We start from the raw sequence: 23,990 nt of genomic DNA on the forward strand, positions 1-23,990 counted from the left end.
TTTTCTTTTATTAATTGGTGTTTGCTGAATCACAAATCGGTTAAGCTATAAGTAATTAGAGAACTTGAGGAGGCAGAAGGGATGAGAATCGAAGATATTATGACGACAGACGTCGAGACATGTAGACCTGGATCAACGCTTCAAGAAGTTGCCTCGATGATGCGTGAAATAAACGTAGGATCAATTCCGATCTGTGAAGATGGCCGCTTGGTTGGAATTGTTACAGATAGAGATATTGTAGTTCGTGGAATTGCTGAACAGATTCCAAGCGACGCTGCTATATCAGAAATTTTGTCAGCGGAAGTTATTACCGGAACGGTGGGCCATACCATAGAAGAAGTGGCTGAATTGATGGCAACTCACAAGATTCGCAGACTGCCCATTGTGGCAAACGAACGAATCGTTGGGATTGTTTCATTAGGAGACTTGGCTATAAAAGACCTTTCGTCTAATCACAATGCAGAAAATACCATTATTGAAATCTCAGAACTGGATTAAACTGAAGATCGCAAAGAAAGCCCTTCCACGTAGGAAGGGCTTTCTGCAGCAAAATTATTCATCTTTTTCAATGATAGAAGCCGAAATCATCGGCATATCTTCTTCGGCGTTTCCTTCAAAGATGCCATCCGCTGTAATGCTGTCACCCACTTCTACTGGAGTTTCTGCCATATTTCGAACGTAGATACGGTTTTCTCCAGCAACAATAATAAACGAAGGAAAGGCGATGTCGTCTGCCAACTCTTCGACAGTTCCTTGTACAGAAACTCCAGTGCCTTCTTCAACCGTTCCGGAAGCAAGTTCTTCAAAACTCACAAATTCCGCGTTTTCAGCTTCTTCTGGCGCGGTTGGATCCAATTCTCCATCAGGGGCAGTCACTTCCGTCTGGCTTTCTTCCGTTACATCAGGTGCCTCGTCCCCACAGGCAGTCAACAACAAAACTAAACTTAGTGGAACCAAAAATTTATACATACTGCCACGCTCCTTCAAAAAATACTAATAGTTGAATATACCCTGTATAAAACACTTCCTAACCCTTAAGTTTGAGTGCGGAAGTAGCGGACATTATATATTGTTAAACCGAGAAAGAACCAAAAGTATTTATTTTAATCCATTGAAACGGTCGAATGCATGAAGCGTCCATATATTTGGTTAGAAAAACAAGCTTATTCAAAGGTCTTGATTTTGAAACATACGGAGTTGCAAAATAGAAAAAATGAAAAACAGGATCCTGCGATGAATATTGTCACTATCATCCAAATCAAAAGTTTTTGGGGAGGAGTTGAGTACATTTTATATACGATCCAAAAGATCAATATAGCCTACTCGCACTCAACCAATCGATGCATTAGTGCTATAAATTAGAACATGAAAAAAGTTCACGCATCTTCAACGTGAACTTTTATATAGTAAGATGTCTTGCTTATCTGTCTTCTGCCTGCAATTCTCACTGACTTCTTCCGCATTTCACCAGTCAAACTCTTCCGGATACTCTGCTTTTACAGCAATTTCATGAATCGGCTTTTTGTGAGGTGTAGCGGCTGCCAGTACCTGATTGCGGAAGGCTGTATAGTCCTGATCCTGCACAGCGAGTTTCATGGCGATAGCGGACAAGCTTTGTTCCCGCTGCTGTTTGGTCATGCCGATGTATTTCAAGTTTAAAAGGTCAACATATTGGATGGCATAATCATTTACTGTCACCGGTTGGTTGAAAGCTTTTGCAATTAGAGCGAATTCTGTCTCGGGAATATGCCCTTGCAGGCAGTCGAGAACCAAAGATTGAAAGCGGATAATGACTGGCAAGTGAACATCCCATGCTGGAAACTCTTTATCTTGCTGATAAAATTTCACGAAATCCTTCAAGGCGATGGCGGCGTAAATCAATTCCGGCCATAATACTTCGACAGAAAAGTAGATGTTTTTATCAGGAGCGATAAACTTGTGCTGTTTCATGGTATGTTCGTGCAGTCCGTTAAAGACGAAATCCACATTGCGGTCTCCCTGGGCAGCGTGGCGAATTTCATAGGAAATGCCAAGAATCCGCATGCGCGATCCTTCGTAGCCGTAATACTGGTCTTCCTGTCCGATTACTCGGTAGATGGCCTGATTCAGTTCATCCAAATCAAAATAATCACCGCTTATTTTAACACCTGTATGGTTCGGCGTGCTTTTCATCGTCAGCATGTCAATGTCCTCCTCAGCGTTTAGGTGTGTAACCGAGTTGCTTAAAAAGCTCGTCGCGTTCTGTTTGGGTCAAATCGCGCCATTCGCCAACAGGCAAGTCCCCCAACGTAATATTCATAATTCGCACACGCTGCAAGGTCCGAACCTCATAGCCAAGTGCTGAACACATCCGCCGAATTTGGCGGTTCAACCCTTGCTGTAAGGTTAGTTTAAATGTGTAAGTGGATAGTTTGTCCGCTTTTGCAGGAAGCGTCTTTGTATCAAGTATTTCTACGCCAGATTCCATTTTGGCTAGAAAGGATTCTGTAATGGGCATATCCACTTTGACGATGTATTCTTTCTCGTGTTCATTTTCTGCACGCAAAATTTCATTGACGATGTCACCATCATTGGTCAAAAGGATAAGCCCCTCAGAATCTTTGTCGAGGCGCCCCACATGAAAAATGCGCTCGGAATGATTTACATAATCGACAATGTTGCCTTCAATATGCCGTTCGGTTGTACTGGTAATGCCAACCGGTTTGTTTAAGGCCAAATAAACATATTGATGTTTTGGCTGTTTGATGAGCTTGCCGTCTACATAGACTTGGTCGCCGGCCTCGACTTTGCTGCCGAGTTCTGCTGGCTGTCCATTGATCGTTACACGGCCCGCTTCGATAAATTTATCGGCTCCGCGCCGGGAAGTAATTCCTGTTTCGCTTAAAAACTTATTGATTCGCATAATCGTTTCCTTTCAGTTCCAGATTTCCGACTGTCGTTCTTATTATACATGAACTAGATAAGCGAATAAAAATTTTTGATGTTTCACAGTTGCAATTTTTAGATTAGTTTGACAATATAGAAGGGAAGCTGTTATTGATGCGCCACGGTTAAAAAAGGATAATGTAAGCGCGTACATAACGGTAAACTGAGAAAAAGGGAGAGATGGGAATGGTCTATGCAGTTCCAAACACAGAGGGCTCGAAAGTTACGTTTAAAAACAGATATGAAAATTTTATAAACGGAGAATGGAAAGCACCAGTAAAAGGTCAATATTTTGACAACGTGTCACCAGTAACCGGCAAAAAGTTTACGGAAATTGCCCGCTCTACGGCTGAAGACGTCGAACTGGCTTTGGATGCAGCGCATGCAGCAAAGGATGGCTGGGGCAAAACTTCGGTCACTGAACGTGCCAATGCACTGCTAAAAATTGCAGATCGGCTGGAACAGAACCTGGAAATGCTGGCAGTTGCTGAAACTTGGGATAACGGCAAGGCTGTTCGTGAAACGTTAAATGCTGATTTGCCTTTGGCCATAGACCATTTCCGTTATTTCGCTGGAGCAATTCGGGCGCAGGAAGGTTCACTGAGCCAAATTGACAACGACACTGTAGCTTACCATTTCCATGAGCCGCTGGGTGTTGTCGGTCAAATCATTCCGTGGAATTTTCCGATATTGATGGCTGTCTGGAAACTGGCACCGGCTCTTGCTGCTGGAAACTGTGTGGTTTTGAAGCCTGCTGAGCAGACACCGGCAAGTATTCTGGTGCTGGCTGAACTGATTAGCGATATTCTCCCTCCTGGCGTATTAAATATCGTCAATGGATTCGGCCTTGAAACAGGGAAGCCTCTTGCTTCGAGTCCACGTATCAGCAAAGTTGCATTTACAGGTGAAACAACTACCGGACGCATGATTATGCAATATGCTTCCCAAAACCTGATTCCAGTAACCTTAGAGCTGGGCGGAAAATCACCTAATATTTTCTTCAAAGATGTTATGGATCAGGATGATGCGTTTCTTGATAAAGCAATCGAAGGATTTGTCATGTTCGCTTTGAACCAAGGAGAAGTTTGTACATGTCCATCCCGTGTGCTGATTCATGAAGACATTTATGATGAGTTTATGGAACGTGCAATCAAGCGCGTGGAAGCAATCAAGACCGGCAATCCGCTTGATCCGGAAACAATGATGGGTGCACAGGCATCTACAGAACAAATGGAGAAAATCCAATCTTACTTGGATATCGGCAAACAAGAAGGCGCTAAAGTACTTGCAGGAGGCGACCGCAATCACTTGGATGGCGAACTGGCTGAAGGTTTTTATATCCAGCCGACAGTATTCGAAGGCCATAACAAGATGCGTATTTTCCAGGAAGAGATTTTTGGGCCGGTCGTATCTGTTACAACGTTTAAAACAAAAGAAGAGGCACTTGAAATTGCCAATGATACCTTATATGGACTTGGTGCAGGGATTTGGACGCGCGATACGAATACTGCTTACCGTTTTGGCCGCGGCATTCAAGCGGGCCGCGTTTGGACAAACTGCTACCACCAATATCCTGCTCACGCAGCATTTGGCGGGTACAAAATGTCCGGATTTGGCCGTGAAAACCATTTGATGATGCTCAATCATTACCAACAGACGAAAAACATGCTGGTCAGCTACAGTGAAGACAAGCAAGGGTTCTTTTGATCCCACGGAATATCCATCCAGAATTTTGAGGATTACTTGAAAGTAGGGATAGCAATGGTCGAACGTGTAATTGCGACAGATGCTGCCATTGAATTGATCGAATTGCTGAAGGAAAAGCACGGACCCGTCATGTTTCATCAATCTGGAGGCTGCTGTGACGGCAGTTCACCGATGTGTTACCCAGAAGGTGATTTATTTATCGGAGATCAAGACATCCTGATGGGAGTCATCGGGGACAGTAAATTTTACATGCACAAAAATCAGTTCGAATACTGGAGCCACACCCAGCTAATCATTGATGTCGTACCTGGGCGCGGCGGAATGTTTTCTTTGGAAGGCGTAGAAGGCAAACGATTTTTGACAAGGTCAAGAGCGTTTACCACAGAAGAAACCAAGGAATTGCAGGAACAGATGTAAAAGCAAGCCGGATGCAATTGCATCCGGCTTTTTATCGTCCATTAATATTGAAAAATCTCTGGAAACCTTTATGCATCAAGGGTTTTGGGTGGAATTCATGCTGGGGAAATGGTATAATTTCAGTATGAAAGGTGGTCATCCAGTTGACGAAATTAGTGAACCGAGTTTCCCATGAACAAGCCAATCACGCGATTTCCCGCGCTTCGCATTCTCTGGTTACAGAAGGATTTGATGTAACACATGAGGATGAGAACTTCGTTCGATCGGTATTGACTGGTGAACGGACGGAAGCACAATTCCATCAGGCCATCAAAAGGAAGTTTAATGTCTAAGTATCAACACAGTTCAATGTATTGCTATCCTGGGACCGACGTATTGATTAATCTATTCGATGTGCAGGATGAAGAAAAGCTGAAGGAGCTTGAGAAAGTCTACTCGCTGCTTCGTCTTTCAGAACTTCAAATACAAAAACCGGCAGACCCTTTGGATGTTCAGGCATTTCTAGCTATCCATAAAGTTCTTCTCCAAGACATTTATCCTTTTGCCGGGGAGTTGCGGAAAGAAATGATTTCCAAAGGGTCTTCTTCTTTTGCTCATCCGAAGCACATTGAGGTCCACTTGCTGAAAATTTTTGCTGAATTAAAAGCAGAGAAATACTTGAAAGAAATGCCGCGGGATCAGCTGATTTTACGGCTTGCTTACTTTTTATCAGAATTGAATGCACTTCATCCTTTCCGGGAAGGCAATGGGCGCAGTGTCCGTGAATTTGCACGTCAATTGCTGCTGAATGCCGGCTACCGGCTGGACTGGGAAAAAGTGCTGGAACCCGCAGAGATTATCAATGCTTTTGTTGATTCGTTTAACAAAGACAACGATCGTCTGGAAGGGCTATTGGATGAAATTATTACGCCATAAAAATGCCAGTTGCTCAAGGAGCGCTGGCATTTTCTATTCGCTGGGATTAGGATGCTTCTGAAGCCAGTCGATGCCAAATTCGATCAGTGAGTTCATCTGCACAATTTGGGTTTGTGCTTGGCCTAACCAGCCTTTTGAAATATTGCCTGGAAAAGCTTTCGAGATTTCCGGAAACCGGTCTGAATCCATCTCGACGCAATCGTAGGTCTGCCAAACGCGATTTCCATCTTTTAAAATCGCTGCTCCTTGCGGGGAAGTAGAACGGTTTTCTTGTACAAATTCAGCATAATGGAGAGCTGTACACGAATCAAAACCGACGCCAATCAACAGGATTTTCACATTAGTCTGGAGCATTTTTGCGAGTGGGGATCGTTTTCCGAACGAATCATCTATCGGCTGTTCACTCATCCAATCAGCTGCTTGGCTGCCCCACGCAATAAAAGAATGCGAAGGGTGAGGGCTCCGTATCGTCAATGGGTGACGATGGAAAGTTTCCGCGATTTTGCCCATGCCGCGCATTCCGCTTACGTGGGGATCGAATGCCGGCAGCTGTTCACGGATTGGCTGATGCCAATTTTCAGGAACTGGCGGCTCCATCCAGTACACAGGGTCTGAGTTGTCCGCTGACTGGGCGGGCATGACCAATGTGCCTGTTTCAGTAATTGTCTCCATCAACGCTTCTACGACCGCTTGAGCGCCCCCTGCGATCCACCCCATAGACTTCAGCGAAGAATGAACCATTAGCGCATCTCCTGCCGCAATGCCCAGTTGCTGAAGTTGTCGTTTTAACGTCGTTTTTGATTGAAATTCGGGTGTGTTTAAAATATTCAATAACTCTGACATAAAGTATCCCTCCGATTTCATTATATTATAAAGGAAAGCCTGCTGTTTGGGGAAACCCCCATCGGTCCGGCAATAGAGAAAGGAATGATGGCAATGGAAGCAAGACCTATGAAAGACTCAAGAACCATTCAGACAAAATTGGTGCTCCCGCCGGACACCAATCACATGAACTCTATATTTGGTGGCAAGGTATTGTCCTATATTGATGAAATTGCAGGAATTACAGCGATGAAGCACGCACGGCGCCAAGTTGTAGTAACCGCATCCATCGATTCAGTGGACTTTCTGTCTTCTGCGCGTGTTGGAGATGTATTGGAGCTCGAAGCGAACGTTACATCGACGGGACGGACTTCGATGGAGGTTTACGTTCGAGTAAAATCGAAGAACCTGCAAACAGGCGAAGAAAAACTGACGACTGAATCGTTTTTGACGATGGTCGCCATGGGAGACGATGGCAAACCGACGCCAGTTCCACCAGTTTTAGCTGAATCAGAAGGCGAAAAACGATTTTTTGAAACAGCTCCTGCCAGACGCGAACACCGGAAAATGAGAGTAAAAACACCAAGATAACCAAAAAGGTGCATGGACTAAAATCCATGCGCCTTTTTTCATTATTCAATCGGTGTTTCACTGCCTGATTTTACATTTTCCAATGCATTGCCTGGTTCGCTGCTGATGACAGACAGGCTGCCGTCTGTTTCCAAAACCACTGCCTTAACTTTCTCGGTAGAACCGAATCCCGTATTGCGGATCGCCTGCAAAATTTCAATTTCTTTAATTCGCTCTTTTTTCATGGCACCCCTCAAAAATTGTCCATCCAAGAACAGCAGGCTGGGTTCTGATTTGATGATGTTATTAAACCAGCTGGAGTGGACGGACATCAAGGTGAATACATACTGCAAAAATATCAATGTAGCAAAAGCAGTAAGCCCTTCAAGAAGGCTGGTACTGCTGTTTAATAAAACAGTGGCCAAGGTTGAACCTAAAGCTACTGTCACCACCAAATCAAAAGCGTTCAATTTCGTTAATGTCCGTTTACCTGAAATGCGTAAAAAAATGACCAATCCAACATAAGCCAGGAAGCCAACTGTCACAATCCGAATAAAACTGTTGAGTGTAATTTCAAACATAATTATTCCTCCTCAATTTGTATTTCTCTTATGAATTTATCCACATGTTGATAAGTTCTTTTTATGCAAGAATATCAGCAAAATTCAAATATCTTATCCACATAGCACACAAAATCGAGGCTTTTTCTGTGTATAAAGATGAGGAAATCAGAAAAATCACTCATGAATGACAAGCTTGGGTGTTTTTGCTGATGTTCCCTGTGTTTCCCTCTAGGGTTATCAACAAACATGATTTGAAAAGAAAGGGTTGCTGTTTTGTGCAGCGGGAATAGAAGGAGAAATAAATTGAAGCGGGGAGCAATTGCCATGAAGGATATTTTAAAACTGACTCGTTATGTCGGCCTGTTGATTTTTTCGTTAGGAGCATTGTTTACGATTGCAACTTTAGTCAATTTTATATTCAGTTTGACGGAGGCTTTGTGGCTTCAAATTTACTTTATCCGGTTGTATTTGTTTTTTGCAGTTTCCGGAATTCTGCTGTATATTCTTATCACATTTCGACGAAAAAAAGAGTAGCCGAGGCTACTCTTTTTCTGTCTGAATGAATTTTATTTTTTGGCCAATAATTCTTCGAAATATGTGCCAAACTCTTTCGAACGCTTCAAAATGGTACTTGAAGACACACCGAATTTTTCGCTTAAGTCTTTTGCAGACAACATGGGGCCTTTAACCAATTCATGGTCCTGCAAGAATCTCCAATAGCCGGCTACAAGAGCTTCCGGTTTTTGGACAGTTGGCTGCTGGCTGACGAGATAGCTGTTTAAGATGCTAGTGATGTTGTTGATTGTTTCTTCATCAAAATCCGCCTGCTCAATGTGCTTATCAAGTTCTGCCATCACCGAATCGTGTTCTGGAGAAAGCTGGATGCTTTCTTCTACGCTGCCAGTTGAATACTTAACGATCTGTTCAACAACCGCTAAGTAATTATCGCGCAAGTAACTTTCATCCTCTGAAGCATTGTCAGCAGCGATTTGCGCTTTCAACTGCTCGAAGAACGGAGTAAACTCTCCGACGATCGTCAAATAGCCATTAAGGAACAGAACGCCTTCTTTGCCAATGCGGGAGTCCGGAAGCAAGATTGCAAGCAAGCCTTGTCCGTTTTCCATATCTGTTGGCGGCTGATCAGCCATTTGGAACGATTCGCCTGTAAAGATGTCCGTGAACTGAGCCATTTCAGCATTGCCTTCGATGTATTGTCCAAGGAATACTTTTACGTCTTTCCAGTTTTCAAGCACTTCTTTTGTTGAAGGGCGTTGAGCCAATTCAATTTGTTTAGCTAAAAAGTCTTCCCATAGTTCTGGTTTTTTCATGAACAGGAAGTTTTCGATAACAAATGCCTGCGCATCATTTTCAGCCATCGATTGCATTAAGCGTGGCTGCCATTCCTGCTGAAGTTCACGGAAGTCAGCAAGCTGCTCCTGATTCGGGTTTTCCGAGAAGAACTGCTGGCGTACTTTGAACAGTTCATCATTTACCAGATCATTGATAGACACAGTTTGTTGTTTCCCGTGACATTTCTTGTATTTTTTGCCGCTGCCGCATGGGCATGGATCATTTCTTCCTACCATTCTAATCACCTACATTTTTTATTGAGTGTAACATAAAATTGCGATACGCTCAAAAGTCTGACGATTCAGACGTCGCAAGACTCAGCTAAACTAATTCAAAAAGGCTTGTAGTTAGCCTTTAAGCGGCATAGTCTAACCAAACTTTCCGGAAGAGGTTAACAAAAGTAGGCTTGGAGCAAAAGCCGTATTATAATAAAGTGAAACAAGCGATGAGCAGGAGGGGCAAATATGTTTGAAGATCCAGTAAAAGAGTCATTTTTGTGGATGCGGGTTATTTTTTTGACAGTGCTGATTGTCCTGGTGTCCCGTCAATTCCTGTTTGAACCTGTAGCCGTTCATGGCGAATCCATGATGCCCACATTTGAAGACGATGACAAAGTCATGCTCGTAAAAATTTATGCAATAGAGAATTTTGATATGATTGTATTCACTGCACCAAATGGAGTAAATTTCATCAAGCGGGTAATAGGCGTGCCAGGTGACCGCATATCTATGAAAGATGATCAATTGTACGTAAATGGCGAGTCGGTAGCTGAGCCTTATTTAGATAACAATCGAAGAATAGCCAAACAGCAAGGATTGTCCCGGTTAACTGAAGATTTCAATGAATTTACTGTGCCTGCCGAATCTTATTATGTGTTGGGGGATAACCGTTTAAACAGCATGGATTCAAGAGTGCTCGGATTTATATCACAAGACTCGGTCGTGGGTGAAGTGAAAATCAGGCTGTCGCCTCTTGATCATGTGGGAATTGTGGAGTGAGAAGAAGCTGCTTGCCATTCCGAAACGCAAAACAAGACAACTAGCCTATAGCGGGCAGCTGTCTTGTTTTGCGTCAAAATAAGTTTAGTTTATCAATGCGGTTGATCGCTTCGACGATACGGGTTTCATCAACCAGTAGTCCAACGCGGACAAAACCTTCTCCGACATCACCAAATCCGCTGCCAGCAGCAACGGAAATATCGGCTTTTTCCAAAAGGAAGTCGGCAAATTCCACACTGGTAAATCCTTCGGGAACCGGCAGCCAAGCAAAGAAAGAGCCGGGTGGGGCGTCAATGTTCCAGCCGATGCGTGCACATTCTGCTGCGAGGACGTTGCGGCGTTTTTCGTAAAGGTCCACCAGCTCATCCACGCATTGCTGATCAGCGTTCAACGCTTCAGCTGCAGCCAGTTGGACGGCAGGAAAAAGACCGGCAAATAAATGGTCTTGAATCAAATTCAATGCTTCAATCATTTTCGAGTTGCCGACAGCAAATCCAATGCGCCAGCCGGCCATATTATAAGTTTTTGACAAGGTATACATCTCGATGCCGACTTCTTTGGCTCCTTCAGATTGCAAAAAGCTTACCGGTTTTTTCCCATCGTATCCAACGGCGCCATAAGCAAAGTCATGAACGACTGCAATGCCGTTGTCTTTCGCAAAAGCGACGGTTTCATCAAAAAATGCTTTGTTCGCGACGGCACCTGTCGGATTGTTCGGATAGTTTAAGTACATCAGTTTAGCCTGTGCTCGAATGGATTCCGGCAGTTCGTCGTAGTCTGGCAAATAGCCGTTTTCAGGGTCCAGCCGCATCAGCTCATAGCCAATGTCAGCAAGTGGCGCACCGGACAAGTAATCAGGGTATCCTGGATTCGGCAGCAGCAGGAGATCCTCGGGATTCAGCAGGGCCAATGGCAGTTCAACAAGGCCAATTTTAGTGCCGGCGAGGATGGCCACTTCAAGGTCGGGATCAATATCGACACCGTATTCGCGTTTGTAAAAGGTTACTGCAGCTTGCCGAAGTTCGGCAATGCCGCGAAAAGGTGAGTATTTATGCGTTTTTGGATCAGCCGCCGCTGTTTGCAGCGCTTTGATAATATGATCAGGCGTCGGCTGGTCGGGATTGCCCTGGCCAAGGTTGATAACATCGCGTCCTTCAGCGATGGCTTTGCTTGTTTTGGCAACCAGCGAAGCAAAAAATTGTGTAGGCAGGTTTTGCAGGCGATTTGAAAATTCCATGAGATTCTCCTTGTTTTCGAAATAATTGCACATCTACCCCAAATCTTATAGAGTTTAAGGTAACTTGTCTACTGGAGGAGAAAATATGAAAATTGCATGCGTACAGATGGACATTGCTTTTGGAGAACCGGAACGGAATTACCAACAGGTAATGGCGTATTTGACAGAGGCAGCCAATAATGGAGCAGAGACCATTGTTCTGCCGGAAATGTGGAACACCGGCTACGCGCTGACAGAACTGGAGACTTTGGCAGACAGCACGAACCGAACAGTGGAGATGCTAAAGCGTTTTGCAAAAGAGCACACTGTGAATATTGTGGGAGGGTCGGTTTCCACAAAAAAGAAAGACGGTTTCTATAACACAATGCTTGTTGTCGATAAAACGGGTGAACTTGTTTCGGAATACGACAAAGCGCACCGCTTCGGTTTGATGGATGAGCATATTCATCTGGAAGAAGGCGTTTCGCTTGGCACATTCGAATTGGACAATACCGTATATGGAGGCGTAATCTGTTACGATATTCGTTTTCCTGAATGGATTCGTGCCCAAGCGCTGAACGGTGCGAAACTTATTTTTGTGTCAGCAGAATGGCCGGAAGCCCGTATTGACCACTGGCGTATCTTGTTGCAGGCGCGCGCCATTGAAAACCAGTGTTTTATCGTGGCGGTAAACCGCATCGGCAGCGATCCAAACAACGAATTCGGCGGCAGCACGATGGCTATTGCCCCTTGGGGAGAAGTTCGCCTCGACATGAAAAAAGATGAAGGCATCGGTTACGTGGAAATTGATTTAGCTGAAGTTGAAGAAGTCCGGAAACGGATTCCGGTGTTTGATGACCGGCGCGAAAAGTTGTATGAAAAGTTCAAAAAGCCAAACACCTTTCAGCAACTCCTGTAATTCCGCAATAAAACATATTTCTTTATAGTAAGAGCCGCTTCAGATATTTTCTGAAGCGGCTCTTTGATAATTTAAAGATAGGGTGTTGTTACCCCGTGCTCAATCACTTTGGGAAATCACTTTGACCATGTGGTGAAAAGGTTCGCCGATAATCGTCCACGGTTCAGAAATGGAATAGCCTAAGTGTTTGTACAGGCGGATAGCGCCTTCTTTATCGACATCTACATTCAGCGAAAGTTTGCCGCCTCCTTTAGAAGACACCAGCTCTTCCGCAAATTCAAATAGTTTGGAGCCAATTCCTTGGCCCTGGTATTTCGGATCGACTGAAACGGTGTCGATGTACCATTCGTCGGTATGGGCTTCGGGTTCAATTGTCCGTTCGTGTCCTTGCTTTTTAAGCTGATCAATTAAATAGCGGTCCAAGCTTTCGGCTTGATTGCCGTGATAAAGCACTAAAATACCGGCGATATCGCCATTTACTGGAGCTGTGTAAGTGTAGCGGTAGCTATGGCGTGTGTGTTCACCGCGAACCATCTCTTCTACTTTTTCCAGCACAGCTGCCGGCTCTTGCTGCGCCGTCATATGGTTGGCAATGTCTCCAATGGCATTGATGATGAGCGGTGCAACTTTTTCAGCGTCTTGCGGCTGGGCTTGTCTAATGAGGATATTCAATGGGATCCACTCCTTTTGCTTGCATTAAGTCTGGTTTGGCTGAAATAATAGTATATCAATCAAACAGCCCTTTAGCATGAAGGAGGCAACAGTTATGGGAAATACTAAGCACGTCTTGACCTATGGAGACGCATTTGTCGATTATATTGCAGCAAATACAACAAACGATCAGTTTAACCGCCACCTGGGTGGCGCGACAGTAAATGTGGCCGCAGGCGTCAGCCGACTTGGCTTGCCTTCAAGGTTTGTCACGATTACTGGCAATGATGAAACCTCAGCTTTTGTTCGAAACGAATTAGCAAAAGAAGGCGTTGATTTAACGCACGCGATTCTAGTGCCTGAAAAGCGGGTAAGCGGCGTGTATATTCACCTGACACCGGAATTTGACCGTGTGTTTGCAGATTATGTCAATGAAACACCGGACCTTCAAGTAGCAGGCCGTGAACTAAAAAAGGAAGCTTTTGAAAGAGCCAGTGTCTTTCATTTTTGTTCCGGAACGCTTTTCCACCCGGAAGCGAGAGCCACAACTCGTAAAGCTCTGGAACTGGCAAAAGAGCATGATGTTTTCTGTTCCTATGACGTGAATATTCGGCCATTACGCTGGGAAAGTGAAGAGCATTGCCGCGAAACAGTTCTTGGCTTTTTGCCATTGGCAAGCATTGTTAAGCTGACAACGGCGGAACTCGCCTTCTTAATGGAAACCGAATCTTTAGACGAAGGAATAGCCCGGTTATCGAATTTTGACATTCCGCTGGTTTTTGTGACCGACGGTGAAAATGGCACACATGCAGTTTTTCAAAACAATGTTCTGCATGTTCCAGTCATCCCGGTAAAGCCAGTGGATACTACCGGTGCAGGAGACGCCTTCATGGCAGGCGTCATTCGCCACATTCATTTGCGCGGCTTGCCCGAAAACAGGCAGGACGTTATAGAATGTGCTGATTTTGGCAATAAATTAGGAGCGCTTTGTGCAACCAAAGCGGGTGCGTTAACGGTAATGCCACGCCTCGAAGAGATAGAAAAAATCATGAATCAAGGGAGCGAAACTCGATGACATTGCACAGTTTTCATTTAAAGGCGGATTGGCCTGGACTCCGCAATGATGTGGGAGATATTGAAGTCGGACGTTTAAAAACACAAATTTCGATTCCACCTGAAATGGATGGCCCGGGAGTCGGCACGAATCCGGATGAAATGCTGTTGGGCGCAGCAGCCACTTGCTACATTATTACGCTAGCAGCCATGATGGAACGCAGCAAGCTGGAAAAGCAGTCCCTGACGATGGAATCGGAAGGCATTGTGGAAGTGGAAAAAGGTGTGATCACTTATAAGCGCATCATTCATAAACCTAAAGTCGTGCTGAGAGCTGACGCATCTGAAAAAGACTTGTCCTTGGCACAAAAATTGGCGGAAAAAGCTGAGAGCTCCTGTATGATTACACGTGCCATCAAAGGCAACGTGGAAATTGAATTGCAGGCGGATATCAAAGCAGGAAGCTAAATTTTAAAAAACCTTCAACCTAACAGGATTGAAGGTTTTTATTCGGCCTATTTTCTCTGTGGTGTTTACTAATTTATATACCGGGTAGGGTACTTATAGATCGGAAAAATAAGAGGAGGAACAAACTATGTTTAATTATACAGTTAATACATCAAAAACAGTCAGCGAGGCAGTGGAATCATTAGAGGAAAACTTAAAGGCGGAGAAATTTGGCGTCCTATGGAATTTCGATTTAACGGCCAAGCTTCAGGAAAAAGGAGAAGATTTCGATACCCCCTACACTATTTTGGAAGTCTGTAATCCAAAAGAAGCAAACCGTGTGCTGTCGGAAAACTTAATGATCGGTTATTTCTTGCCCTGCAAAATTGTCGTCTATAAAGAAAGCGATGGCGTAAAAATTGGGATGCCAAAGCCTACTGCATTGATCAGCATGGTAGAAGATGCCAATATCAAAACGATTGCTGAAGACATTGAAGAACGGTTAATCAAGTGCATCGATCAGTCCGCGTAGAAGTGTAAGGCAGTCCAATTTCACTCGAAAGCGATTAAGTTGACTTTATACCTCAGGGGGTATAATCTGTAACTGAACAACATATCCTTTGTATTACAGGAGGCAAGATGAAGATGAAATACGATAAACTCGTCGAAAATCGATTGAAAAGAATAGAAGGCCAGCTTCGTGGTGTTCTCAAAATGGTTGAGAACGAGGAAGATTGCAGAGATGTTGTCATGCAGTTGTCCGCAGTAAGAAGTGCAGTTGACCGGGCTATTGGGGTTATTGTCAGCGATAACCTGGAAGCTTGCGTACGTGAAAGCATCGAAAAAGGTGAAAGTACAGAAGGCATGGTAAAAGAAGCTGTAGAGTTATTGGTAAAGAGCCGTTAAACTTTTTGGTTGACAGCGGAAAATATATCCTCTAACATACCGGGTAGGGTATAAAAGTGCGGCGCCACTATAAACCGTCATTTTTTTCGCAATAAAATATACCCCTATGGGTAATTTAAAATGGAGGCAATAAAATGGCACAAGAACAAAAGAAAACAACGATCGTATTATTCAGCGGTGACTATGACAAGGCGATGGCAGCTTATATCATTGCCAATGGTGCGGCGGCATACGATCATGAAGTAACAATCTTCCACACTTTCTGGGGATTGAATGCATTACGTAAAGAAAACCCACCAGCGTTGAAAAAAGGACGCTTAGAAACGATGTTCGCAAAAATGATGCCAAGAGGTGCAGATAAACTCGGTTTATCGAATATGCAGTTTGGTGGAATGGGACCTAAGATGATCAAGACAGTCATGAAAAAGCATAACGCAATGACTTTGCCACAATTAATTGAAATGGCAGAAGAACAAGAAGTTAAAATGATTGCTTGCACCATGACGATGGATCTTCTTGGTTTGCAGAAAGAAGAATTGCTTGATGGAATTGAATACGCAGGTGTTGCTGCTTATCTTGGAGATGCAGAAGACGGCAACGTTAACTTATTCATCTAATCGGACTTAAAGTGGAAGGGAAAGATGCAGCATGGAATGGATGATATGGGCTTTGATCGGAGCAGCTCTTCTATGGATGGCTTACCGGTTCACTTCACCGGCTAAGGGAGTCGAATCGATTTCTACAGAAGATTTGAAAACGCAGCTCGGTAAAAAAGATAAGCAGTACATTGATGTTCGGACACCAGCAGAGTTTAAAGGGAATCACATTAAAGGTTTTAAAAATATTCCATTAAATGAATTGCCCAAGCGTATGAATGAACTTTCAAAAGAAAAAGAAGTACTGGTTATTTGCCAGAGCGGTATGCGCAGCAGCAAAGCCAGCCAACTACTGAAGAAAAATGGATTTACTGCGATAACAAATGTTAGAGGCGGCATGAGCACTTACCGCGGATAAAGAAGGAGGAATCGGTTATGAAAACAATGACAACTCAGCAAGTTCAGGAATTAGTGGAAAGCAAACAGTCTATCAATTTGATCGATGTTCGGGAAACCAATGAAGTAGCAGCAGGGAAAATTCCAGGTGCCATCAATATTCCTCTGGGATTATTGGAATTTCGGATGAGTGAACTCGATAAATCAACGGAATACATCATGGTATGCCGTTCAGGCGGACGCAGTGGACAAGCAACACGGTTTCTTGAAAATCAGGGATACACAGTCACGAATATGGATGGCGGAATGCTGGATTGGAACGGTCAAACAAACTAATCGCCTGCAGAAAAACAGGCAAATTTCCGAGGAGGAAACCACGTGGTACAAACAGATTTAACATTAGATGCAAAAGGATTGGCATGTCCAATGCCAATCGTGAAAACAAAAAAGATAATGAAAACGATGGATTCAGGTAAAGTGTTGGAGATCCTGGCAACAGATAAAGGATCCACAGCCGATCTTCAAGCATGGGCAAAAAGTTCCGGACATCAGTACATCGGAACTGAAACAGAAGGGGATGTTTTGCGCCACTTTCTACGGAAAGATGGAGCAGGAGCTCCTGAAGAAACCATCACCATACCAGAAATCTCACTGGCTGATTTCTCTCAAAAGGTTGAAGGCAATGAGCAGATGACGATTCTGGATGTTCGGGAAAAAGATGAATTCGAAGAAGCGCATATTCCTGGAGCAATCCACATTCCTTTAGGCGAAGTGGATGAGCGGATGGATGAGCTGAAAAAAGAAGAAGCAATCTATATTATTTGCCATTCCGGCAGAAGAAGTGGCATCGCAGGAGATATGATGGCCAAAAAAGGATTTGGCAGTCTTTATAATGTAGTTCCTGGCATGAACAATTGGACAGGAAAAACAGAATAAAAAATTTTAAGTGAATATATACCCCTGGAGGTAATTGGAGAATGACTGTAAAAGCAATGAAGGCCAGTGAAGTGGCAAAAAAAGTAGTAAATAACGAGCCGTTGTTCATTCTGGATGTACGAAACGGCGATGCCTTCGCTGATTGGAAAATCGAAGGCGGCAATATCCAATACTTGAATACACCTTATTTCGATTTATTGGACGGCGTCGAAGAAGTGGTTTCAGAACTGCCGACAGACAGAGATATTCTTGTCGTCTGTGCAAAAGAAGGCTCTTCCGTCATGGTAGCCGAAATGTTATCAGAAGAAGGCGTTCATGCCGCTTATCTTGAGGGCGGCATGAAAGCCTGGAGTGAGCACCTGGAACCAGTGAAAGTCGGTGAGTTGCAGGGCGGCGGTGAATTGTATCAATTTGTCCGTCTTGGCAAGGGATGCCTTTCGTATATGGCCATCTCTGATGGGGAAGCCGCTGTTATTGATGCAACGCGTATGGCAGATATCTTCTTGGACTTCGCGCAGGAAAAAGGCGCAACCATCAAGCATGTATTTGATACTCATTTGCATGCTGATCATATTTCTGGAGGGCGTGCGATTGCAGAAGCAACGGGCGCAAGCTATTACTTGCCTTCAAAAGATGCTGAAGAAGTCGTATTTGAATATGAGGACCTGGAAAATGGCTTGGAAGTAGCGATTGGAAGCTCGAAAATTGAAATTGAAGCTCTTTATTCACCGGGGCACACGATTGGCTCTACGTCATTCATCGTGGACCAGAGCTATTTGATGACTGGCGATATTTTGTTCATTGACTCGATCGGTCGCCCGGATCTTGCAGGTCTTGCGGATGACTGGGTAGGCGACTTAAGAGAATCCCTTTACACACGCTATAAAGATCTAGCAAGCGAGCTTGTTGTTTTGCCGGCCCATTTTATGATCATTGAGGAGTTGAATGAAGATGGCAGTGTCTCCAAAAAGTTGGGTGACCTGTTCGAGGAAAATCATGGTTTGAATATTGCAGACGAACAGGAATTCCGTGACATGGTCACGAAGAACCTGCCGCCGCAACCGAATGCATATCAGGATATCCGTAAAACCAACATGGGTAAAATCACACCGGACGAAGAAGTACAGCGTGAAATGGAAATTGGACCAAATCGCTGTGCAGTCAGATAAATAAAAGAAAAGACAACTCAAAGGAGAGATTTTGATGAACGCAGATAAAGTATTGGACGCAAAAGGGCTGGCATGCCCGATGCCGATTGTAAAAACAAGAAAAGTTATGAAAGAAATGGACAGCGGAGAGGTTCTTGAAATTTTGGCAACTGACAAAGGAGCAAAAGCAGATTTGGCAGCTTGGGCTAAATCAGGCGGCCACGAATTGTTGGATTCACAGGAAAACGGCGATGTCTTTTCATTCTGGATCAAGAAAGGCTAAGAGCCGGATTGAAGGGTATCGACCAGATGCCCTTTCCCTTTTAGAAAGGTGAAATAAAATGAGTATGGACTTTATCATTGTCATTTTTATCATCGGCTTCATTGGCTCCTTTATCTCCGGTATGGTGGGAATTGGCGGTTCAATTATTAAGTATCCGATGCTGCTTTATATACCGGTCATGCTGGGATATACGGCATTTAGTGCCCATGAAGTATCCGGCATCAGTGCCATTCAAGTCTTTTTTGCGACCATCGCAGGAGTATGGGCATACCGTGGCAGCGGGTATTTGAATAAAACATTGATTGCTTATATGGGCGGCGCCATTTTAGTGGGGAGTTTTATCGGTGGCTACGGATCTACCTTGATGTCAGAGCAAGGAATCAATATTGTGTACGCGGCATTAGCCACCATTGCGGTCGTGATGATGTTCATGCCGAAAAAGGGAGTCGACGACATTCCACTCGATCAGGTTACTTTCAATAAATGGCTGGCCGCAGGATTGGCGTTTATTGTCGGAATCGCAGCGGGAATCGTTGGAGCAGCTGGCGCCTTTATTTTGGTGCCGATTATGCTGGTTGTACTGAAAATACCGACTCGGATGACCATCGCAACTTCGCTCGCGATTACGTTTCTTTCGTCTATCGGTTCAACAGTCGGCAAAATTGTTACGGACCAGATTTTATATGGTCCCGCAGCAGTAATGATTGTTGCAAGTATACTGGCAGCACCGCTGGGAGCGAAAATGGGGCAAAAAATGAACACCAAATACCTGCAATGGATTTTGGCGTTGCTGATTTTGGGAACAGCCATTAAAATTTGGACAGATATCCTGTAATGCAAAAAGAGAGGACGCCTTGCTTAAGGCGTTCTCTCTTTTTATCTGACAGTGCTTTCTGCACTTATATTTTCAATGCGATGGGATGGATAAGTGTAGTTTCCGGAGCGCTCGACTTGCGCTGCCTCGTACATGGCAAGTGCCACATTTCTCGCTTCGACAGGCTTGTATTTTTTCATCTTTCCCTTCAGCAATTTGCTGAAAGCTGGGCTTAGGATCGTGGCTGCTTTTTCGCCTAAGCGAAATTCCTCGCGATCTCCAAGCAGCAAAGACGGCTGGAATATGTGAAGGGCAGCCAAACCGATTTTTTTCAGTCGGACTTGCAGCTCTCCTTTGGTTCGGCTGTAAAAGACTTTGGATTCAGCATCAGCACCGAGAGCCGTGATGATGAGGAAATTCTTAACTTGCTGCGACTTGGCCAATTCAGCCATTCTTAGTGGGTATTCATAATCGACTTTTTTGAATGCATCCTGCGATCCTGCTTTTTTAATGGTAGTGCCGAGGCAGCAAAAAACATCATCAACGTCAAAATGCTTGGCGTAATGATCCAGCTTGTCAAAATCCGTGATCACTTGTTCGAGCTTTTCATGCGTCATGTCCAGTGGACGGCGAACCAGGATTTTTACTCCGCTGTAATTGGGGCTGTTTAAAAGGATATGGAGCAATTCGTTGCCAACCAGTCCGCTCGCGCCTGCTAGTAACGCAGTTTTGTTGTTCATAGTGAACCGACTCCTTTTTCTTTGTCTTCTATCCGTTAAAATCTACTATACCCCAAACGGCAGGGAATTGTCTTTTTGCTTTGAATCTTTGGCTAGAAGAGTACAATAAGAGTAGGAACGAACCGAAAGGAAGAAGTGCATGAAACCAGTGATCGTCGCTGAAAAACCAAGTCAGGCCAAGGCCTATGCCGAAGCGTTCAAAACCACAAAACGCGACGGTTACATTGAAGTCGCACCTGATGCGATTTTTCCCGAAGGTGCCTACATCACGTGGGGCATCGGACATCTTGTGGAATTAAAAGAGCCAAAGGCCTATGATCCGAAATGGGGCAAGTGGTCGCTGGCTGCGCTGCCGATTTTGCCGGATACCTATCAGTTTCAAGTGGCAAGAGGCAAAGCACAGCAATTTGGCATTATTAAGAAATTGATTTTCCAAACCGATACGGTCATCAATGCTTGTGACGTTGACCGGGAAGGATCTAATATATTTTATAGCATTTACTATCAGACAGGCGCTAAAAACAAAAAGATTCAGCGTTTGTGGATCAATTCACTGGAAGCCGACGAAGTCAGAAAAGGCTTTCAGGAGCTGCGGGACAACCGGCAGGATCTCCTGTTGTATCAGGAAGCCAAAGCGCGCCAAATCAGCGACTGGCTGGTCGGCATGAATGGATCGCGTCTTTATTCCTTGCTGCTTCAGGAAAAAGGGATTCGCGAAGTCTTTGCCATCGGCCGTGTCCAAACGCCGACTGTGTTTTTGATTTATCAGCGCGAAAAAGAAATTGAAGCGTTTGTGCCGGAACCTTTTTATGAAATTGAAGGTGTTTTTGATGCGGAAAAAGGCCGCTACAAAGGAAAGGCCAAGCTGCGGGCAAAAGAGCGGAAAGAGGCAGAAGAGCTGTTGGGAAAACACGCCATTGCCGCCAAAGAAGAAGGCATCGTGGCGCAGGTAAAGACCACAGAAAAACGCACACCGCCGCCACAGCTGCATTCCCTATCCACCTTGCAGGCAGCGGCCAACCGGAAATGGAAATATAGTCCGGCTAAAGTATTGTCTGTCATGCAGGGGCTGTACGAAAAAAAACTTGTCAGTTATCCAAGAACCGACACCCAGCACATCACGCCGGGTGAATTTAATTATTTGGCGGGACAAGTTGAAAAATATCAGCAGTTGATTGAAGCACCATTCCCGATTGCTTCCAAAGCGCCCAAAAAGCGATTTGTGGACAGTTCCAAAGTCCAGGAGCATTACGCCATTATCCCAACAAAAACCATCCCCACAGCTAAAAAATTAGCGGGGCTGGCAACAGACCAGCGCAATTTATATGAGGAAGTCTTGCGCACAACGTTGGCAATGTTCCATAAAGATTATCGCTATGCCGAAACCAAAGTGACGACAGAGGTTAAAGGGTTAGCGTTTTTCACCACCGGCAAAACGGAACTTGAAAAAGGTTGGAAAGAGTTATTTCCTGTTGCTAAAGAAGCGAAGCAGGAACCTTCTTTGCCTGAGTTGCGGGAGCAGGAACCGGTGAAAGGTAAGATTGATATAAAAGAAAGCATGACCTTGCCTCCAAAACCTTATACGGAGGGCCAGTTGATCGCCATGATGAAAACTTGCGGGAAGTTTGTCGAAGACGTGGAAGATACTGAGATCCTCAAAGAAATTGAAGGGCTTGGAACAGAAGCGACCAGAAGCGGCATTATTGAAACGATCAAACGCCATGAGTATATTTCGGTTGCCAAAAACATCGTTTCCATTACGGACAAAGGGCGTATTCTTTGCCAGTCGATCGAAGGGAATTTACTCTCCAGTCCATCGATGACCGCAAAATGGGAGACTTATTTAAAGAAAATCGGCAAGGGCGAAGGCTCGTCAGAAGTGTTCTTGGCCACGATCGGCAAGTTTATCCAAAAGCTGCTTGATGAAGTCCCGGCACAGATGCAAAAGAACGGGTTGCCGGACAAGATGGCGATGCCAGATGCTAAAGATGAAATTGCCGTTTGTCCCAGATGCAAAAAAGGGATGATCGTATCACGAAGAGGTTCTTACAATTGCACCGAATACGACAATGGCTGCAAGCAATCATTCCCCGCCACATTCCTGAAAAAACGGTTGACGGCCAAACAGATTGAATACCTGTGCACAAGAGGAAAGACACCGGTCATTAAAGGCTTCGTATCGAAAAATGGCAAAAAGTTTAATGCCAAACTGGTATTGGAAGATGGCAAGTTAAAAATGGAGTTTTAAAATGGCAGATAAAAAATTCACTTTCAACGGCTGCTTTAAAATCAGGAAGCTTGTTTGGTTGCAATGGTTCCTTTTTTTCTTTAATAATGAAGAGCGAAGGTAAGGCATATCATCCAAAAGAAAGGGAGTTTCGTATGAAATATAATTTTGATGAAATTGTTAACAGAAGAGGCACCTATTCCATGAAATGGGATGGAGGAGAATTGATCAAGCAATTCGGACTGACGGAACGATACGACGCGGAAACCATTCCGTTGTTTACGGCCGACATGGATTTGCCGGTTCCCCAGCCATTGGTTGAAGCATTGCATAAAACAGTGGACCACCGGATTTATGGATATTCAGTTTTTCCGGATGAGTATTTTGACGCCATTCAGTCATGGCTGCAAAACCGGCATGGCTGGAAAGTCGAGAAAGAACAGATTGTCTACAGCCCTGGAACGGTTCATGCATTGAATATTGCGGTTAAGGCATTCACAGATGTTGAAGAAGGCATTATTATCCAACGTCCTGTTTATCCGCCTTTCACTTCAGTGATTGAAGGAAATGGCCGCAAAGTGGTGAATAACGCGCTGAAAGCAGATGACAAAGGGTATTATTCAATCGACTTTGAAGATTTTGAAGCGAAAGCAAAGGATGACAATACGACAATGTTCATCTTATGCAACCCACATAATCCGACAGGAAGAGTTTTCAACGAAGAAGAGTTGAAGAAAATGGCTGCAATCTGCCACGAAAACAATGTGTTGATTGTCGCTGATGAAATTCATGGAGATTTGCTTCGCCGCGGCAAGACATTTGTTCCGATGGCTAAAGTAGCGGATCAGACAGATCACATCATTACCTGCACTGCCATCAATAAAACTTTTAACGTTGCTGGGTTGCATTGTACGAACGTCATCATTTCCGATGAAGAGCTGCGGACTAAGTTTGCTACTGAAATGGGTATGCAATTGGCGTCGCCATTTGCCATTGCGGCGTTGATTGCGGTCTATAACGAAGGGGAAGACTGGCTGGAACAATTGACCGACTATATCGATGGGACAATGTCCTACATAAAAGAGTTTTTGGCTGAGAAAATGCCCGAAGTGAAGGTTTTTATTCCGGAAGGGACGTATATCATGTGGCTGGATTTCAGCGGATACGGCATTTCGGCAGAGGAAATTCATGACCGCATTTATAACAAAGCCAATGTTTTACTGGAAGATGGCAGCATGTTTGGTGAAGAAGGAGAGTTTTACCAACGGATTTGCACGCCTTCTCCTCGACCGCTTATTCGGGAAGCTTTAGAAAGAATCACCCATGAGTTTGAAGATATTTCCGGAAAAAAGCTTGAGAAATCAAGCAACCAATGAGTGAGTTGTCTGAAA

At 44.3% G+C, this 23,990-nt stretch carries 31 protein-coding genes; 22 read left to right on the plus strand and 9 right to left on the minus strand.

What is annotated here, in order from left to right; genetic code table 11:
• The first annotated feature begins 81 nt into the window (after positions 1-81).
• A complete protein-coding gene (locus tag AC4EG4_RS10410; RefSeq protein ID WP_490977135.1) occupies positions 82-498 on the plus strand; it encodes a CBS domain-containing protein in 417 nt (138 codons plus the stop codon).
• A gap of 54 nt (positions 499-552) precedes the next feature.
• Here the strand turns inward: AC4EG4_RS10410 and AC4EG4_RS10415 are convergent, their stop codons facing one another.
• From AC4EG4_RS10415 to rluF, 3 genes are all read right to left on the minus strand, one after another.
• Positions 553-969, minus strand: coding sequence for a hypothetical protein (locus AC4EG4_RS10415; protein WP_490977136.1), 417 nt, complete (start codon positions 967-969; stop codon positions 553-555).
• A 495-nt stretch (positions 970-1,464) separates the two neighbouring features.
• The gene (locus AC4EG4_RS10420; protein ID WP_490987765.1) at positions 1,465-2,181 is read right to left on the minus strand and encodes a DUF6904 family protein; all 717 of its coding nucleotides are present in this window, start codon (positions 2,179-2,181) and stop codon (positions 1,465-1,467) included.
• A gap of 13 nt (positions 2,182-2,194) precedes the next feature.
• The gene (rluF, locus tag AC4EG4_RS10425; protein ID WP_490977138.1) at positions 2,195-2,902 is read right to left on the minus strand and encodes a 23S rRNA pseudouridine(2604) synthase RluF; all 708 of its coding nucleotides are present in this window, start codon (positions 2,900-2,902) and stop codon (positions 2,195-2,197) included.
• A 209-nt stretch (positions 2,903-3,111) separates the two neighbouring features.
• Between rluF and adh the strand changes: the two genes are divergently transcribed.
• The 4 genes from adh to AC4EG4_RS10445 all read left to right on the plus strand — a co-directional run bounded on the left by adh (position 3,112) and on the right by AC4EG4_RS10445 (position 5,964).
• Positions 3,112-4,632 carry an aldehyde dehydrogenase gene (gene adh, locus AC4EG4_RS10430; protein ID WP_490977139.1) on the plus strand — a complete coding sequence of 507 codons (1,521 nt, stop codon included), beginning with the start codon at positions 3,112-3,114 and terminating at the stop codon, positions 4,630-4,632.
• Positions 4,633-4,686: 54 nt separating this feature from the next.
• On the plus strand, positions 4,687-5,049 hold the full coding sequence (locus AC4EG4_RS10435; RefSeq protein WP_490977140.1) for a DUF779 domain-containing protein: 363 nt from the start codon (positions 4,687-4,689) through the stop codon (positions 5,047-5,049).
• Between the two features lie 143 nt (positions 5,050-5,192).
• Positions 5,193-5,381, plus strand: coding sequence for a hypothetical protein (locus AC4EG4_RS10440; RefSeq protein ID WP_490977141.1), 189 nt, complete (start codon positions 5,193-5,195; stop codon positions 5,379-5,381).
• A complete protein-coding gene (locus AC4EG4_RS10445; protein ID WP_490977142.1) occupies positions 5,374-5,964 on the plus strand; it encodes a Fic/DOC family protein in 591 nt (196 codons plus the stop codon). Before AC4EG4_RS10440 ends, AC4EG4_RS10445 begins: the two co-directional genes overlap by 8 nt.
• A 33-nt stretch (positions 5,965-5,997) precedes the next feature.
• Here AC4EG4_RS10445 and AC4EG4_RS10450 read toward each other — a convergent pair whose 3' ends face one another.
• Positions 5,998-6,807 carry an AAC(3) family N-acetyltransferase gene (locus tag AC4EG4_RS10450; RefSeq protein ID WP_490987766.1) on the minus strand — a complete coding sequence of 270 codons (810 nt, stop codon included), beginning with the start codon at positions 6,805-6,807 and terminating at the stop codon, positions 5,998-6,000.
• A 93-nt stretch (positions 6,808-6,900) separates the two neighbouring features.
• Between AC4EG4_RS10450 and AC4EG4_RS10455 the strand changes: the two genes are divergently transcribed.
• Positions 6,901-7,377, plus strand: a complete 477-nt coding sequence (locus tag AC4EG4_RS10455) for an acyl-CoA thioesterase (protein ID WP_490987767.1) — start codon at positions 6,901-6,903, stop codon at positions 7,375-7,377.
• A gap of 41 nt (positions 7,378-7,418) precedes the next feature.
• Here AC4EG4_RS10455 and AC4EG4_RS10460 read toward each other — a convergent pair whose 3' ends face one another.
• Complete coding sequence (locus AC4EG4_RS10460) at positions 7,419-7,937, minus strand: DUF421 domain-containing protein (protein WP_490977144.1); 519 nt, start codon at positions 7,935-7,937, stop codon at positions 7,419-7,421.
• Positions 7,938-8,222: 285 nt separating this feature from the next.
• Between AC4EG4_RS10460 and AC4EG4_RS10465 the strand changes: the two genes are divergently transcribed.
• Positions 8,223-8,453 carry a hypothetical protein gene (locus AC4EG4_RS10465; RefSeq protein WP_490977145.1) on the plus strand — a complete coding sequence of 77 codons (231 nt, stop codon included), beginning with the start codon at positions 8,223-8,225 and terminating at the stop codon, positions 8,451-8,453.
• 32 nt (positions 8,454-8,485) lie between these two features.
• Here AC4EG4_RS10465 and AC4EG4_RS10470 read toward each other — a convergent pair whose 3' ends face one another.
• Positions 8,486-9,505, minus strand: coding sequence for a YecA family protein (locus AC4EG4_RS10470; protein WP_490977146.1), 1,020 nt, complete (start codon positions 9,503-9,505; stop codon positions 8,486-8,488).
• 228 nt (positions 9,506-9,733) lie between these two features.
• Between AC4EG4_RS10470 and lepB the strand changes: the two genes are divergently transcribed.
• Entirely contained in the window at positions 9,734-10,267 is a 534-nt protein-coding gene (lepB, locus tag AC4EG4_RS10475; RefSeq protein WP_490987768.1) for a signal peptidase I, read from the plus strand.
• 73 nt (positions 10,268-10,340) lie between these two features.
• Here lepB and AC4EG4_RS10480 read toward each other — a convergent pair whose 3' ends face one another.
• Complete coding sequence (locus AC4EG4_RS10480; protein ID WP_490987769.1) at positions 10,341-11,504, minus strand: pyridoxal phosphate-dependent aminotransferase; 1,164 nt, start codon at positions 11,502-11,504, stop codon at positions 10,341-10,343.
• An 85-nt stretch (positions 11,505-11,589) separates the two neighbouring features.
• Between AC4EG4_RS10480 and AC4EG4_RS10485 the strand changes: the two genes are divergently transcribed.
• Positions 11,590-12,402 carry a carbon-nitrogen family hydrolase gene (locus AC4EG4_RS10485; protein ID WP_490987770.1) on the plus strand — a complete coding sequence of 271 codons (813 nt, stop codon included), beginning with the start codon at positions 11,590-11,592 and terminating at the stop codon, positions 12,400-12,402.
• Between the two features lie 99 nt (positions 12,403-12,501).
• Here AC4EG4_RS10485 and AC4EG4_RS10490 read toward each other — a convergent pair whose 3' ends face one another.
• Entirely contained in the window at positions 12,502-13,074 is a 573-nt protein-coding gene (locus tag AC4EG4_RS10490; protein ID WP_490987771.1) for a GNAT family N-acetyltransferase, read from the minus strand.
• Positions 13,075-13,168: 94 nt separating this feature from the next.
• Between AC4EG4_RS10490 and AC4EG4_RS10495 the strand changes: the two genes are divergently transcribed.
• From AC4EG4_RS10495 to AC4EG4_RS10545, 11 genes are all read left to right on the plus strand, one after another.
• Positions 13,169-14,128, plus strand: a complete 960-nt coding sequence (locus AC4EG4_RS10495) for a carbohydrate kinase family protein (RefSeq protein ID WP_490987772.1) — start codon at positions 13,169-13,171, stop codon at positions 14,126-14,128.
• The gene (locus AC4EG4_RS10500; RefSeq protein ID WP_490977152.1) at positions 14,125-14,574 is read left to right on the plus strand and encodes an OsmC family protein; all 450 of its coding nucleotides are present in this window, start codon (positions 14,125-14,127) and stop codon (positions 14,572-14,574) included. The genes AC4EG4_RS10495 and AC4EG4_RS10500 overlap by 4 nt, the downstream gene beginning before the upstream one ends.
• A gap of 127 nt (positions 14,575-14,701) precedes the next feature.
• Entirely contained in the window at positions 14,702-15,085 is a 384-nt protein-coding gene (locus tag AC4EG4_RS10505) for a DUF302 domain-containing protein (RefSeq protein ID WP_490977153.1), read from the plus strand.
• A gap of 113 nt (positions 15,086-15,198) precedes the next feature.
• Positions 15,199-15,459, plus strand: coding sequence for a metal-sensitive transcriptional regulator (locus AC4EG4_RS10510; RefSeq protein ID WP_490987773.1), 261 nt, complete (start codon positions 15,199-15,201; stop codon positions 15,457-15,459).
• Positions 15,460-15,593: 134 nt separating this feature from the next.
• Positions 15,594-16,076 (plus strand): DsrE/DsrF/DrsH-like family protein, encoded by a 483-nt coding sequence (locus tag AC4EG4_RS10515; protein WP_490977155.1) that lies wholly within the window; start codon positions 15,594-15,596, stop codon positions 16,074-16,076.
• Positions 16,077-16,107: 31 nt separating this feature from the next.
• Positions 16,108-16,473: a rhodanese-like domain-containing protein gene (locus AC4EG4_RS10520; RefSeq protein ID WP_490977156.1), complete on the plus strand. Its 366-nt coding sequence runs from the start codon at positions 16,108-16,110 to the stop codon at positions 16,471-16,473.
• A 17-nt stretch (positions 16,474-16,490) separates the two neighbouring features.
• Positions 16,491-16,787 carry a rhodanese-like domain-containing protein gene (locus tag AC4EG4_RS10525; RefSeq protein ID WP_490987774.1) on the plus strand — a complete coding sequence of 99 codons (297 nt, stop codon included), beginning with the start codon at positions 16,491-16,493 and terminating at the stop codon, positions 16,785-16,787.
• Between the two features lie 42 nt (positions 16,788-16,829).
• Positions 16,830-17,387 carry a sulfurtransferase TusA family protein gene (locus AC4EG4_RS10530; protein WP_490987775.1) on the plus strand — a complete coding sequence of 186 codons (558 nt, stop codon included), beginning with the start codon at positions 16,830-16,832 and terminating at the stop codon, positions 17,385-17,387.
• A gap of 41 nt (positions 17,388-17,428) precedes the next feature.
• The gene (locus AC4EG4_RS10535; RefSeq protein WP_490987776.1) at positions 17,429-18,556 is read left to right on the plus strand and encodes an MBL fold metallo-hydrolase; all 1,128 of its coding nucleotides are present in this window, start codon (positions 17,429-17,431) and stop codon (positions 18,554-18,556) included.
• A gap of 34 nt (positions 18,557-18,590) precedes the next feature.
• Complete coding sequence (locus AC4EG4_RS10540; protein ID WP_490977160.1) at positions 18,591-18,818, plus strand: sulfurtransferase TusA family protein; 228 nt, start codon at positions 18,591-18,593, stop codon at positions 18,816-18,818.
• A 58-nt stretch (positions 18,819-18,876) separates the two neighbouring features.
• Complete coding sequence (locus AC4EG4_RS10545) at positions 18,877-19,653, plus strand: sulfite exporter TauE/SafE family protein (RefSeq protein WP_490987777.1); 777 nt, start codon at positions 18,877-18,879, stop codon at positions 19,651-19,653.
• 41 nt (positions 19,654-19,694) lie between these two features.
• On the opposite strand, the gene AC4EG4_RS10550 is transcribed toward AC4EG4_RS10545, so the two are convergent.
• A complete protein-coding gene (locus AC4EG4_RS10550) occupies positions 19,695-20,372 on the minus strand; it encodes an oxidoreductase (RefSeq protein WP_490987778.1) in 678 nt (225 codons plus the stop codon).
• 139 nt (positions 20,373-20,511) lie between these two features.
• Between AC4EG4_RS10550 and AC4EG4_RS10555 the strand changes: the two genes are divergently transcribed.
• Together AC4EG4_RS10555 and AC4EG4_RS10560 are read left to right on the plus strand one after the other, a co-directional pair.
• Positions 20,512-22,620 (plus strand): type IA DNA topoisomerase, encoded by a 2,109-nt coding sequence (locus tag AC4EG4_RS10555; protein WP_490987779.1) that lies wholly within the window; start codon positions 20,512-20,514, stop codon positions 22,618-22,620.
• 134 nt (positions 22,621-22,754) lie between these two features.
• Positions 22,755-23,975, plus strand: coding sequence for a MalY/PatB family protein (locus AC4EG4_RS10560; protein WP_490987780.1), 1,221 nt, complete (start codon positions 22,755-22,757; stop codon positions 23,973-23,975).
• The last annotated feature ends 15 nt before the right edge of the window (positions 23,976-23,990 follow it).

The organism is Planococcus sp. TJ-201, assembly GCF_058268495.1.

What these genes read in the sequence shown, in the direction of transcription:
- AC4EG4_RS10515 (WP_490977155.1), top strand. Translation starts at nt 15,594, where the DNA reads ATGGCACAAGAACAAAAGAAAACAACGATCGTATTATTCAGCGGTGAC.
- AC4EG4_RS10500 (WP_490977152.1), top strand. Translation starts at nt 14,125, where the DNA reads ATGACATTGCACAGTTTTCATTTAAAGGCGGATTGGCCTGGACTCCGC.
- AC4EG4_RS10520 (WP_490977156.1), top strand. Translation starts at nt 16,108, where the DNA reads ATGGAATGGATGATATGGGCTTTGATCGGAGCAGCTCTTCTATGGATG.
- AC4EG4_RS10495 (WP_490987772.1), top strand. Translation starts at nt 13,169, where the DNA reads ATGGGAAATACTAAGCACGTCTTGACCTATGGAGACGCATTTGTCGAT.
- AC4EG4_RS10455 (WP_490987767.1), top strand. Translation starts at nt 6,901, where the DNA reads ATGGAAGCAAGACCTATGAAAGACTCAAGAACCATTCAGACAAAATTG.
- AC4EG4_RS10415 (WP_490977136.1), bottom strand. Translation starts at nt 969, where the DNA reads ATGTATAAATTTTTGGTTCCACTAAGTTTAGTTTTGTTGTTGACTGCC.
- AC4EG4_RS10535 (WP_490987776.1), top strand. Translation starts at nt 17,429, where the DNA reads ATGACTGTAAAAGCAATGAAGGCCAGTGAAGTGGCAAAAAAAGTAGTA.
- AC4EG4_RS10545 (WP_490987777.1), top strand. Translation starts at nt 18,877, where the DNA reads ATGAGTATGGACTTTATCATTGTCATTTTTATCATCGGCTTCATTGGC.
- AC4EG4_RS10445 (WP_490977142.1), top strand. Translation starts at nt 5,374, where the DNA reads ATGTCTAAGTATCAACACAGTTCAATGTATTGCTATCCTGGGACCGAC.
- AC4EG4_RS10510 (WP_490987773.1), top strand. Translation starts at nt 15,199, where the DNA reads ATGAAATACGATAAACTCGTCGAAAATCGATTGAAAAGAATAGAAGGC.
- AC4EG4_RS10450 (WP_490987766.1), bottom strand. Translation starts at nt 6,807, where the DNA reads ATGTCAGAGTTATTGAATATTTTAAACACACCCGAATTTCAATCAAAA.
- AC4EG4_RS10420 (WP_490987765.1), bottom strand. Translation starts at nt 2,181, where the DNA reads ATGCTGACGATGAAAAGCACGCCGAACCATACAGGTGTTAAAATAAGC.
- adh (WP_490977139.1), top strand. Translation starts at nt 3,112, where the DNA reads ATGGTCTATGCAGTTCCAAACACAGAGGGCTCGAAAGTTACGTTTAAA.
- AC4EG4_RS10505 (WP_490977153.1), top strand. Translation starts at nt 14,702, where the DNA reads ATGTTTAATTATACAGTTAATACATCAAAAACAGTCAGCGAGGCAGTG.
- AC4EG4_RS10540 (WP_490977160.1), top strand. Translation starts at nt 18,591, where the DNA reads ATGAACGCAGATAAAGTATTGGACGCAAAAGGGCTGGCATGCCCGATG.
- lepB (WP_490987768.1), top strand. Translation starts at nt 9,734, where the DNA reads ATGTTTGAAGATCCAGTAAAAGAGTCATTTTTGTGGATGCGGGTTATT.
- AC4EG4_RS10470 (WP_490977146.1), bottom strand. Translation starts at nt 9,505, where the DNA reads ATGGTAGGAAGAAATGATCCATGCCCATGCGGCAGCGGCAAAAAATAC.
- AC4EG4_RS10560 (WP_490987780.1), top strand. Translation starts at nt 22,755, where the DNA reads ATGAAATATAATTTTGATGAAATTGTTAACAGAAGAGGCACCTATTCC.
- AC4EG4_RS10525 (WP_490987774.1), top strand. Translation starts at nt 16,491, where the DNA reads ATGAAAACAATGACAACTCAGCAAGTTCAGGAATTAGTGGAAAGCAAA.
- AC4EG4_RS10550 (WP_490987778.1), bottom strand. Translation starts at nt 20,372, where the DNA reads ATGAACAACAAAACTGCGTTACTAGCAGGCGCGAGCGGACTGGTTGGC.
- AC4EG4_RS10555 (WP_490987779.1), top strand. Translation starts at nt 20,512, where the DNA reads ATGAAACCAGTGATCGTCGCTGAAAAACCAAGTCAGGCCAAGGCCTAT.
- rluF (WP_490977138.1), bottom strand. Translation starts at nt 2,902, where the DNA reads ATGCGAATCAATAAGTTTTTAAGCGAAACAGGAATTACTTCCCGGCGC.
- AC4EG4_RS10435 (WP_490977140.1), top strand. Translation starts at nt 4,687, where the DNA reads ATGGTCGAACGTGTAATTGCGACAGATGCTGCCATTGAATTGATCGAA.
- AC4EG4_RS10460 (WP_490977144.1), bottom strand. Translation starts at nt 7,937, where the DNA reads ATGTTTGAAATTACACTCAACAGTTTTATTCGGATTGTGACAGTTGGC.
- AC4EG4_RS10410 (WP_490977135.1), top strand. Translation starts at nt 82, where the DNA reads ATGAGAATCGAAGATATTATGACGACAGACGTCGAGACATGTAGACCT.
- AC4EG4_RS10480 (WP_490987769.1), bottom strand. Translation starts at nt 11,504, where the DNA reads ATGGAATTTTCAAATCGCCTGCAAAACCTGCCTACACAATTTTTTGCT.
- AC4EG4_RS10485 (WP_490987770.1), top strand. Translation starts at nt 11,590, where the DNA reads ATGAAAATTGCATGCGTACAGATGGACATTGCTTTTGGAGAACCGGAA.